Source organism: Pseudoalteromonas sp., from assembly GCF_018402495.1.
Lineage (GTDB): Bacteria > Pseudomonadota > Gammaproteobacteria > Enterobacterales > Alteromonadaceae > Pseudoalteromonas.
On the sequence record NZ_JAGYIU010000001.1, the window covers coordinates 759552 to 771506 of the forward strand.

Genomic DNA, 11955 nt, shown 5'->3' on the forward strand with positions numbered 1-11955 from the left:
AATAACGGAGATGCAATGAAAACTTTTACCTTGAGTGCGTTGGCCCTCGCTTTAATGTTAACGGGCTGCCAAAGCGCACCCACAACCAACACACAAAATACGAATACAGCCGCTACGGCGCAAATCAGTGGCGAACAACACGCCACACCATGGTGGCAAAGCGCGATATTTTATCAAATTTGGCCACGTAGCTTTTATGACAGCGACGGTGACGGCCATGGCGACTTTAACGGCATGACTAAAAAGCTGCCGTATTTACAAGAGCTCGGCGTTAATGCTTTGTGGCTAACCCCCATGTTTGAAGCGCCGTCGTACCATGGTTACGACTTTACTGAGTTTTACCAAGTAGAAAACGACTACGGCAGCATGGCAGAGTTTGAAGCCTTTATAAAAGCCGCTGACGACAAAGGCATGAAGGTGATACTCGATTTAGTGATTAACCATATTTCAAGCAAACACCCATGGTTTAAACGCTCAGCAAACGGCGAGCGCCCATACAGTGACTACTTTGTGTGGCGTGACGACTTGCCAAAAGCCGGAAGTGGTTGGGGACATGCTTGGAGTGATAACGACCAACCCGATGCCGTATGGCATTGGAGCGAAACCCGCCAGCAATATTACTATGGCGCGTTTGGTGCCAGCCAACCTGATTTAAATTTACGCCACCCCGACGTGATTGCTGAAATGGAAAAAATGGCCAAGTTTTGGCTCGATAAAGGCGTAGCAGGCTTTAGATTAGACGCCGTACGCTTTGCCATGGAAAGCGGCGGCAATGCGCAAGCCGACACAGACGAAACTATTGCCTACTGGCAGCGCTTTAATCAGTATGTAAAAAGTGTTGATCCAGACGCGTACTTAGTCGGTGAAGCATGGGCCGATATTCCTGTTGCAGCAAAATATTACGGCGATGGCAAAGGGCTCGATCAAGGTTTTGACTTTGAAGTGGGCTATAAAATTCTTGGCTTATTAAAGCCAGACGCCAGTGGCGAAGCGCAATTTGGCACCATGCAATCTAACCAGCAAAAAAATACGGTTGATGCCAATGTGCTCAAACAAAATTTACAACAGCGTATAGACTCGAGCGCACCACTTGACTTTTTTACACCGTTTTTAACCAATCACGACCAAGAGCGAGTGGCGTATCAACTAGCAGAGCACGACGAAAAAGCAAAACTTGCCGCCGCCATGTTATTTAGCTCACCGGGCACCCCCTATATTTACTACGGTGAAGAAATTGGCTTAACACAAGGTGGCACAGGTCACGACGTTTATAAACGCGCGCCAATGCAGTGGGACAACAGCAATCAAGCCGGCTTTACCACAGCTAAAACGAGCTGGGTTGAACACAGTGAATTATTTGGTAAAGACTTTGCCAGCTGGTGGCCAGCATTTTTAGCCAAGCAACTTGCAGCAGCAGATCGCAGCGTAGCCGCCCAGCAAGCAAAGCCAGACTCTATTTGGCAGCTATATAAATTATTAATCACGCAGAAAAAACAGCGCCCAGAGCTCGGCATTAAAGGCAGTTATACGTTAACTCAGCACAACAACGGCCTAGTTGAAATAACCCGTGAGTTAAACGGCAGTAAAAGTGTGTTCGTGCTTAATTTAACGGCTAACCCACAAACTGTTGCTAACATCGCTCGTGACGGTTTAACCGCCAGTTGGCAACACGACCTCAATGGCGAGCAACTCGCCGCCTATGGTTTGTTGTTGCTAAACAACACACTGTAAATAAAACACACACAAAAGGGGCTAACATGCGTTAGTCCCTTTTGTGTAAAAGTGCCTTAATTGAATTACCTCAAAATTATAGCGCACTTTTAAAGCTTATTAGATTAGATAAAAAATCTTTTAAATTAATACTTTATAATATTTTACTTAGTGGGCTAATTACCCCGTTCGCGCCTTGTTGTAAAACATGAGTGTATATTTGTGTGGTGCGAACATCGCTATGGCCAAGTTGTTCTTGCACGGTGCGTATATCTGCACCAGATTCAAGTAAGTGGGTAGCGAACGAGTGCCGTAGTGTATGGCAGGTAACATTTTTTTGAATTTTTGCCAGCTTTGCTGCCTGTTTAATTGCTTTACGAACCGTTGTTTCATCAATATGGTGGCGACGCAGCTTTTTACTTTCTGGGTCCATGCTTAACTGGGCAGAAGGAAACAAATATTGCCAGCTCATTTCATAAGGAGCCGCTGGGTATTTTCTAGCTAATGCATTCGCAAGCCAGACACCGGCATAGTCTGTTGTTTGTTTGTCTCGATGCCAGTAGTCATTTACCAAGTGACTTTGGCTGCGCAACAACGGCAGTAGTTCGAGTGCTAATATTACTCTGCGGTTTGTATTGCCTTTGCCCTGCCAAATCATTAATGAGACATAGTCATAATCGACATCTTTTACCCGTAGCCTTACAGCTTCCATTAAACGTAGACCACTACCGTAAAGTAACTGAGCGATAAGTTTATACTTTGGATCCATTGCCAATAATAAACGCTGCATTTCTTCACGGGTCAGTACTACAGGTAATTTAGGTGGCACGAGTGATTTATTAAAATTCATCTTAAGTGATAACGGCCGATTAATAATATGACGGTATAAAAATACCAAAGCATTTAAAGCCGTTGCCTGAGTTTTCATTGCAACATTACGCTGATTACTTAAATAAGATAAGAATTGCTCAACCTCCAACTCTGCCAATTGCGCCGGATGTTTTTTAGCATGGTATAAAATGTAAAATTTTATCCAATATTGATAAGTGTCTATAGTACACTTGGCATAACGACGCGTTATCATAAAGTCACGGATGGATTCTAAAAATACAGAAGCCATAATCTGTTCCATTTATTGCTGTATATATAAACAGTAGTTGTATTTAGTTTTTTTCAACAACTCGCGGGATTATTTCTTGTATTTTACAACAACAAAAAAACAACAAATATAAATCCCTTGATTTACATTAAGATACAGAGTTAAACTTAAAATATTAAAAAACTCAAAGGATTTTATATCTGCAACTTGCGGGTTTAGATCCTTTGAATAAGCTGTTAAGCCTCTATGAATATTGAGCATTATCATAAATTCCTGATTTTCCAAGACTCAGGCCTAAAGAAGAAAGCTACCGAGTCTCTACGTGGTTTTATCTCTTCTTTTGAGAGCAGTGGGGATATTGATGATTGGGTTTGGGGAAACCTCGCTGATCTTGGATCTAACCCCAGCTCACGCGTAAGGCACGAAATATTTCATGAGCTGGTTTACCCAGTTCTTAAAGCTGGCTATATCGAAGGTGACTTCGCTTCAACACTTTGGCTAGCGAAGCTAATACAAAATATCTACCAAGCACCAAAAACTCACGAGGAATTGGCGTGGGTTTCAGAAATGGAATTGCTCCGTAAGTGTCATGCACTTAAACCAGAAAACGACGAAGCTAGGCTGTTGTTGCTTGAATGCATAGTGAAGTGGCTTCAGTATAGTGAGCACGAGTGGCCGAGCGGTATACTCTATGGCAATGATGGTGCCACACTGGAGCAATGCGAGGAGATTACTCAAGAAATTGAACTGGTTCTAAGCTTAGATAAAGAGTACCAATATAGTGAGTTCATCAAACAATACACAAAAAAGCTGGTTCAGTACCGGGCCAGGCTTAACAAGTAAAGCAAGCCGACGCAAAAAGACGCGCGGCTTCTTTAGGCGTTATATTTTTTCTGCACAACTTGTGCAATTTTTAGTTTCACTACCAACAGGAGTTATAATGAAACTTAGTAGTAAATTAGTCCTAACCTTAGGTCTATTATCCTCAGCTGTAATCGCAAGCGAATACAGCTCTCCATTAGAAAATGTCGAAGTTTATAAAACTGAATTATCAACTTTATCAATTCAAAACTTTTCAAATGAAAAAATTGAGGTTGACCTTTATGGTGAAACTTTCAATTTAACTCCTGCGTCTGGAGTTCAATTTGAGTGTTCTGGTTACGACAATCTTGAACTTCAAATTAAGAACAACGACCACGAATACTTTGAGGTACCTTGCAAGTCCCGTGTAGTGTTCACGGAATCATTTACTAATCAATATGCGCAAGGAGAATAACATGAGAAAACTATTAATCTTGTCAACTATCTTTGCATTATCTGCATGTGGTGGCAGTAATGATGATGGCTCATCTAAATCTACATATTCATCTTGTAAAATCACCAGCTCTCAAGCTTTATTTGCCGCGGATCGTGACAATGATTTAAAACAATGCTGGAATGCGGGTGGCAACGGCTACGAAAGTCAAGGTGATGCCATGCAGTGGTGTGAAAGGCAAGTAAATGCTTATATTGCTAATCAGTATTTAGTAGGCCACACAGTTAGTTATGCAGTAGAATCAACTAACTGTAAATAACAAAAATATAACAAGTTGCTTAATTTCGTTCCGGCCACAAAAAGCGTGGCCTACACTGGACTGCCTACGCTACGCTGCGGCAGCCAATTAGCAAAGCGTTATGTTCTCTAAAAGGATTTTGTGCATTGAACAAAAGCAAAAAATTTAAGCTCTCGCTTGTTGCATTAATTGTCTGCATTATTGGCTTTCAGTTTTCTACGCCGAGCATTAATTTTTATACTAACCCGTTCTATATAGGTTCTTTCATTTTCGCTATTGCTTTGTTGGTTATTGCGGTTAATTTTACCTGCCCCAATTGCAGGAAAAATCAGGTTGCGCTCTCTTTAAAGCAGTTTAGGCTTCCGAGTAATACATGCTGCAATTGTGGTTACAGTGTTGGTAAAAATGGCAGTGAATAACATCGGTGGTAAGAACATAACAAACAAATATTATCGCCAGCAAAAAGCGCTGGCTGCGACTTCAACCCGCTGCGCGGCTTTCCGCGCTAAATTTGGGCGTTAGGTAAAAAGGAATCCATATGTCAGGGAAAATAGCAGGGAAAATAGCAGGGAAAATAGGACAGGCACATTTTTTGCAAAATCCATAGTATCAACTACTGTTGCTATATACAGTTAAGCAGGAGTTGCTATATATGACCCGGGCAAGAAAAAAGCTTATTGATTTAGCAGTCACACTTTGTTAGCACTTAATCTCATGATGCGTTAGGCGAGCGTTTTTGTGTGGTGACGATAAATACTCAGGTAAAAACTCCGATCATCGTTAAGCAAATAAAGTTATATTTACCATAGAAATAGCGGCCTACGCGATTATGAGCAAGGTTAACTGCAACAAGAGAGTTGTTAGTTTAGTTGTCACAAATATGTGCCTGTCCCTTTTTCTGTTAGTTCCTGTCCCTTTTTCTCGTTAGTTATTCTACAGCCTCGTTATGTGTTTTAATCATAATTTGCCAAAAGTAATCCATTGGCTTACACTTCAACTATGCATACAATCGTTGAATTACCCGAATATAAGAAACGAGTTGAAAAACTCCTTTCTGAAGACGAGAACAAACAAATCATCAGCTACTTAGCTGAGCACCCGAAAGCAGGTGTGCTAATGCAAGGTACAGGTGGAGTTCGTAAGCTTAGGTGGGCAAAAGAGGGCGGTGGTAAAAGTGGTGGTGTGAGAGTTATTTATTACTACCATAGTGAAGAAACCCCACTGTTCATGCTTTCTCTATTTGGTAAAAATGAGAAAGCAAACCTATCTAAAGCTGAATGTAATGTTCTTGGTAAACTAACCAAAATACTTGCAGACAGTTACAGGAGGCAATCATGACTAATGCATTTGAAAGTATCCAGCAAGGACTAATGGAAGCCATTGAGTTTGCTGACGGTGAAATGAAAGAGGCTACTGTTCATAAGTTTGAACCTGTTGACGTTAAAGCTGTACGCAATAATGTGGCAATGACACAAGCTGAGTTTGCATCTACTTTTGGCATCAGCCTTGGCACATTACGTCATTGGGAGCGTGGAGATAGAACTCCAAGAGGTCCTGCATTAGTACTTCTTAATGTGCTAGCTAAAGACCCTCAAGCAGTGATCAGGGCTCTTGCGTAACCAAACAGATAAAAAACAATTTAAGAGCGATTCCTAACGCATGGCATTTCTCATTCCATCGTTGGGTTTTGTGTTTAAGGTGATACGGTTAGGGAAAAATAGGACATAGGGAAAAATAGGACAGGCACTTTTTTTTGCAATTTTTTTTGCAAAATCCATAGCATCAACTACTGTTGTTATATACAGTTCAACAGGCGTTGCTATTTATGACACGGGCAAGAAAAAAGCTTATTGATTTAGCGTCCACATCTTATTACCACTTAATTTCACGATGCGTTAGGCGAGCGTTTTTGTGTGGTGACGATAAATATACAGGTAAAAACTTTGATCATCGTCGGGAGTGGTTAGTAGAGCGAATAAAATTTTTAAGTAGTGTATTTGCCATAGAAATAGCGGCCTACGCGATTATGAGTAATCACTACCATCTTGTTGTGAACGTAAACCGGCGTCAAGCACTTGATTGGTCTGATGAGGAAGTAATTACCCGTTGGTATCAGCTTTATAATGGCCATGTTTTGGTTGATCGCTACTTAAATGGAGAGGATTTAGATAAGGTAAGTTTAGTCTTTTTCAATGAGATCATCGCTAAATGGCGAGAAAGACTCTATGACATAAGCTGGTATATGAAAAACCTCAATGAATACATTGCCCGCGAAGCCAATAAAGAAGATAACTGCAAGGGCAAGTACTGGGAAGGGCGCTATAAATCACAAGCATTATTAGATGAAATCGCAGTGCTCAGTTGCATGGCCTACGTTGATTTGAATCCTATAAGAGCAAACATAGCCGATACACTTGAAGACAGTGATTTTACCTCAATTCAAGAGCGTATAGCGCATTTCAAAGCCTTCACTATGGACAACGTTAAAGTAGAAGAGCCTATCAAACAAAAAGATAATACTCAGCATGAAAGCCAGCCAACCCAGCTAAAACCATTTGGTGGCAACCACATCAAAAATACGCTCCCTTTTGCCTTTCTGGATTACATTGAGTTAGTTGATTGGAGTGGCCGTCACATAGATCCAAAGAAAAAAGGGCATATCAAGAACGCTGTGCCAAAAGTGCTACTCACTTTAAATATAGAAGAAGCGCAATGGCTTGAATCAATAATGCGATTTAGGCAGCAGTACTCAAATTTCGCAGGCAGTAAAGAACGGTTAAAGCAACAAGCCGCCAGCAACGATGTAAAATGGTACAAAGGCGTAGGCTAAAAGAAGAGTAACAGCTTCCTTAAATTGCTGTAGCCCCACTAAAGTTGCCATGTATGACTAGCGCAAGAAAAAAGCCGATTGATTTAGCCGCCACACTTTATTAGCACTTAATCTCACGATGCGTTAAACGAGCGTTTTTGTGTGGTGATGATAAATACACAGGTAAAATTTCGATCATCGTCAAGAAAATAAAGTTTTTAAGTAGCATATTTACCATAGAAATAGCGGCCTACGCGATTATTAGCAAGGTCAGCTGCAACAGGAGAGTTGTTAGTTTAATTGTCACAAATATGTGCCTGTCCTTTGGTAATCCCCTTTTATAATCCCTGTCTAGGAGTGCTTATGAAGCTGCAATTTTTTTACTATCTTTTCTAATGTCAGGTGCCGTATTTGCAAAAGATTAAAGCAAATATACGCCAGAGCAATTGTTCGTGATTAATGAAGATAGAAAGGAATTTGAGCCTAATTTGGGCTTGAGTTCCTACTAGAGTCAGCGAAGTTTAAATACGAATTGGCTCCGTCTGCTTTGTGTGTTTTATTATCAACTGAAAATCAATACTAGACTTACAAGAAGCTTATGTATGGTGTTGTGTCGCGCAAAAAATTGAGAATAAATATCCAAATAGGGCTTCTCAAAGAAGCGATGAAATATTAGGTAAAATCCTTTTAAATAGAAGTGTTGTAGCAGTTGAAAAAGCTAAAAAACTCGCTATCGCTGGATATAAGGGGTAGGCACTCCTAGCAAACGTATTAAACCTGACTCCACAAGTAGATGACTTTTTTGCAAAAACAAACGGCGCAAAATAAGCGTCCAACTTGCTCCGCAGTTTATGTATTGCTCGGTGTAGCGCCTCGGTGCTTTCTGTGGTGAAAAATGATTTTGTGGCGGGGCTTTATGCCGCGCATTATATATTTTGCCTTCGGGTAAACTTAAAATAAGATCATTAAGAAAATTACGCACAAAGACAGCAAAAAAACGCTGCAGCTCTATCACTGCAGCTTAAAATAGTTAAATTTTATTTATACGCTTCGTTGTGAACGCCCGCGGCGCGCCCTGATGGATCAGCATTATTTTGAAATGATGCATCCCATGCGAGTGCTTCTGGGGTTGAACACGCAACTGATTTACCATGCGGTACACACTTAGCCGAGGCATCGCCTGGGAAGTGCGACTCAAAAATACTGCGGTAAAAATACGCTTCTTTTGAATCTGGGGTGTTAATTGGGTATTTAAATTTGGCATTCGCCAATTCTTGATCCGTTACTTGCTCATTAACAAATTCTTTTAAGGTATCTATCCAGCTGTAGCCAACACCATCGGAGAATTGCTCTTTTTGACGCCATAACACTTCATCTGGGAGGTAGCCGTTAAAGCCTGCACGTAAAATGTGTTTTTCAATTTTGCCGTCTTTACACATTTTAGCCTCAGGGTTAATGCGCATTGCCACATCAACAAACTCTTTATCTAAAAATGGCACGCGTGCTTCAACACCCCAAGCCGCCATTGATTTGTTGGCACGTAAACAGTCAAACATATGGAGCTTTGAAACTTTACGGTTCAGCTCTTCATGAAATTCTTGTGCATTAGGCGCTTTATGAAAATATAAGTAACCGCCAAATAATTCATCTGCACCTTCACCTGAGAGTACCATTTTTATACCCATGGCTTTAATTTGACGCGCCATTAAGTACATTGGGGTTGATGCACGAATGGTGGTTACATCGTAGGTTTCAATGTGGTAAATCACTTCCTTGAGTGCATCAATACCTTGTTGAATAGTAAAGATAATAGGGTGATGAATTGTTCCAATCATATCAGCTACTTTTTGCGCGGCGGCTAAATCGGGGGAGCCTTCTAAACCCACCGAAAAGGAATGCAGTTTAGGCCACCAAGCATCACTTTCATCGTTATCTTCAATACGTTTTGCAGCAAAGCGCTGGGTAATAGCGGAAATAACCGATGAATCTAAGCCACCGGATAGCAATACGCCATAGGGTACGTCACACATAAGCTGGCGCTTAACCGCCGCTTCCAATGCATCTTTTACATCTTCTGCTTTGGCATCGTTGTTTTTAACAGCGTCGAAGCTTTGCCAATCACGTTGATAGTAAGGGGTTAATTTGCCGTCTTTGCTGTAAAGGTAATGCCCCGGCGGAAACTCTTCAATGTGCTTACAAATAGGTGAGAGCGCTTTGAGCTCTGACGCTACATAAAAGTTACCGTGCTCATCGTGACCTGTGTACAGTGGAATAATACCAATGTGATCGCGACCAATTAAGTACGCGTCTTGGTCTTCATCATATAAACAAAAAGCAAAAATACCATTTAAGTCATCTAAAAATGCTGGCCCTTTTTGTTTATACAGGGCTAAAATCACTTCACAATCTGACTGGGTTTGAAAATCAAAGTCGACTTCTAAATTAGCGGCCAGCTCTTTGTGGTTATAAATTTCGCCATTAACCGCTAAAATATGGGTTTTTTCTGGGTTGTAAAGGGGTTGTGCACCGCTTGATACGCCAACAATGGCTAAGCGCTCATGCACTAAAATTGCTTTATCAGATGAATACACACCAGACCAATCTGGCCCACGATGACGTAACAGTTTAGACATTTCGATTGCCTGACTGCGTAACTGGCTGGGATCCGATTTAATATCGAGTACACCAAAAATTGAACACATAATTTTTCCTCATTCCTATTAAGTGCCTACGATAGCGAGTTTGCTAAAGACTAACCTTGTTTTATCAGAAATAAATAACTAAGTCACACGCCTTTTTTAAATTAATAAGAATAATTTATGCACCAAACAAGTTACTGGTGCACCAACATGGTGAGGTTGATAGTGTGATAGCAACGGATTGTACAATTTTTAATTTAAAACAGGCAGGGTTAGCGTTTCATGCTGATGCAAATTTATATTTGCACCAAGTGGGTGCAAATATAATCATTTAGAAAACAGCGTTATCGCATTATGTTAATTAGCCCAATAGCGATTTAAACTCAGCTTAAGCTGAGATAGATGCGCATCGAGTTTATTTTTAGCTGCGATTGCTTGTTCAAGCGTTACAAATTCAAAAGTAATTGAATCGGCGGTTCTAAATTGAGCAAACTGATGTAAATCCGCCTCTATTACATGGCCTATCAATGGGTAGCCCCCCGTTGTTTGTGCATCATTTAATAGCACAATTGGGTTGCCATCGGGTGGGAGTTGCACGCTGCCTGGTGCTACCGCGAGTGAGTGCAGCGAAAGCGAGTGTTGCATTATTTGGCTATTATTATGATCTAAGCGTACCCCCATTCGATTACTATTCGGGTTAATAGTAAATGAGGTGGTACAGAAAGCATTTATACACTCAGGTGTAAGTAGTTCATGATGTGGACCTTGATGTAGCCGAATAACTTTTCGTTTAGGCGGTGTTAATGCACCTTTATTACATAGCCAAGACTGAGTATATGGGGTTATTTTTATAATATCGTCGCTTTGTAACGCTCGGCCATTAAAACCACCAATGGCTGCCCCTAAGTCGGTTGATTTAGAACCCATAACTTCAGGGCATTCAATTCCACCTTTTACGGCAATGTAAGCTCTGGAGCCACCGCGTCCTGTATCAAATTTAAGTGTTTGTTTTGCTTTTACCGGGTAACTCCAACCGGGGTAAACCGCTTGAGCGTCAAGTTTAGCGTTTAAATCGGCTCCATGCAGAGCAATAACGGTATCGCACTCAAATTGCAATTCACATAACCCGACTGTGAGTTCAAGTACGGCATCGTTATCGTGATTATTTACTAAGCGATTGGCAATAATGTGCGCATAGGCGTCTAGGCTACCAGAGCGGCTAACCCCTAAATGACGAAAACCCACACGGCCTAAATCTTGGATTGTAAGCTGTATACCGGGTTTGATGATTTTAATCATTATTTATTCCTTTTAACAGGCACAAATTCAAGGGTGTCACCGGGTTTAAATAAACAAGGGGTTGAGGCGGTTGCATCAAATAAACAGGCATCAGTATGGGCAATAATATGCCAACCACCGGGTGAGTCTTCAGGGTAAATGCCTGTTTGGTCTGCCCCAATTGCAATCGAGCCTTTAGGAACACTGACTCGTGGGTTATCACGCCTTGGGGTAAACAGTTGAGAGTTGAGCCCATGTAAATAAGGAAAACCGGGCACAAAACCTAAAAACAACACATGGTAAATTTCTTTACTGTGTAAGTTAATTACCTCATCTATTGTTAGCTGATGATAATTAGCCACGTAGTGTAAATCGTCACCTTGATAATAGGTGTCTATTTTATGATGCTGACTTTCAAAGGCGTAATCATCAACCTCATCCCATAGCTTGGTTAAGGTATTTTGCCATTGATATAAATTACTGGCTGATTTTAAATACAAGGTTAATGAGTTCATCCCGGGGACTAAATCTATAAATTCATTGGTGTTTTTACAATACTGTGACAGCGCCCAGAGTTTTTTTTGCGTCGCAAGTATGTGTTGTTCGCTGTAGTGAGAAACATCAAAAAGCAGACTAGAATTTGTTAATATTTTTATACTTGGCAAAGTGCTCATACAGATAACTTATTAATATTGTTTGTATTTAAGCTATCACAGTCGTTGTGCTATTACGATAATAATAGACAAACTCGGATCGATTAAATTCCCGTCTTCGTAAAGTTTTATTAAGTGTGAAATTTATTCTTGCGTTTGAAGGTCTGCTTTAGGGTCTGTTGACCTTTGCGGATTAAAATTGTTCAAACTAGGA

Annotated in this window: 11 protein-coding genes; 7 read left to right on the plus strand and 4 right to left on the minus strand. The window is 40.8% G+C overall.

Annotation, left to right across the window (positions count from 1 at the left end; all coding sequences use genetic code 11):
• Window positions 1-15: 15 nt before the first annotated feature.
• Entirely contained in the window at window positions 16-1731 is a 1716-nt protein-coding gene (locus KG708_RS03425) for an alpha-amylase family glycosyl hydrolase (RefSeq protein WP_213608123.1), read from the plus strand.
• 133 nt (window positions 1732-1864) lie between these two features.
• Here KG708_RS03425 and KG708_RS03430 read toward each other — a convergent pair whose 3' ends face one another.
• Window positions 1865-2830, minus strand: coding sequence for an integron integrase (locus tag KG708_RS03430; protein WP_213608124.1), 966 nt, complete (start codon window positions 2828-2830; stop codon window positions 1865-1867).
• 225 nt (window positions 2831-3055) lie between these two features.
• Here KG708_RS03430 and KG708_RS03435 point away from each other — a divergent pair, with 225 nt between their 5' ends.
• From KG708_RS03435 to KG708_RS03460, 6 genes are all read left to right on the plus strand, one after another.
• A complete protein-coding gene (locus KG708_RS03435; RefSeq protein ID WP_213608125.1) occupies window positions 3056-3652 on the plus strand; it encodes a hypothetical protein in 597 nt (198 codons plus the stop codon).
• A 97-nt stretch (window positions 3653-3749) separates the two neighbouring features.
• Window positions 3750-4085, plus strand: a complete 336-nt coding sequence (locus KG708_RS03440) for a hypothetical protein (protein ID WP_213608126.1) — start codon at window positions 3750-3752, stop codon at window positions 4083-4085.
• Between the two features lies 1 nt (window position 4086).
• Window positions 4087-4383, plus strand: coding sequence for a hypothetical protein (locus KG708_RS03445; RefSeq protein WP_213608127.1), 297 nt, complete (start codon window positions 4087-4089; stop codon window positions 4381-4383).
• 978 nt (window positions 4384-5361) lie between these two features.
• Window positions 5362-5700, plus strand: coding sequence for a type II toxin-antitoxin system RelE/ParE family toxin (locus KG708_RS03450; RefSeq protein ID WP_213608128.1), 339 nt, complete (start codon window positions 5362-5364; stop codon window positions 5698-5700).
• Entirely contained in the window at window positions 5697-5981 is a 285-nt protein-coding gene (gene nadS, locus KG708_RS03455; protein WP_213608129.1) for a NadS family protein, read from the plus strand. Before KG708_RS03450 ends, nadS begins: the two co-directional genes overlap by 4 nt.
• Window positions 5982-6187: 206 nt before the next feature.
• Window positions 6188-7192 (plus strand): transposase, encoded by a 1005-nt coding sequence (locus KG708_RS03460; RefSeq protein WP_213608130.1) that lies wholly within the window; start codon window positions 6188-6190, stop codon window positions 7190-7192.
• A gap of 1016 nt (window positions 7193-8208) precedes the next feature.
• On the opposite strand, the gene asnB is transcribed toward KG708_RS03460, so the two are convergent.
• The 3 genes from asnB to pxpB all read right to left on the minus strand — a co-directional run bounded on the left by asnB (window position 8209) and on the right by pxpB (window position 11762).
• A complete protein-coding gene (asnB, locus tag KG708_RS03465) occupies window positions 8209-9873 on the minus strand; it encodes an asparagine synthase B (protein ID WP_213608131.1) in 1665 nt (554 codons plus the stop codon).
• A 294-nt stretch (window positions 9874-10167) separates the two neighbouring features.
• Entirely contained in the window at window positions 10168-11109 is a 942-nt protein-coding gene (locus KG708_RS03470) for a biotin-dependent carboxyltransferase family protein (RefSeq protein ID WP_213608132.1), read from the minus strand.
• Window positions 11109-11762 carry a 5-oxoprolinase subunit PxpB gene (gene pxpB, locus KG708_RS03475; RefSeq protein ID WP_213608133.1) on the minus strand — a complete coding sequence of 218 codons (654 nt, stop codon included), beginning with the start codon at window positions 11760-11762 and terminating at the stop codon, window positions 11109-11111. The genes KG708_RS03470 and pxpB overlap by 1 nt, the downstream gene beginning before the upstream one ends.
• Window positions 11763-11955 lie beyond the last annotated feature (193 nt).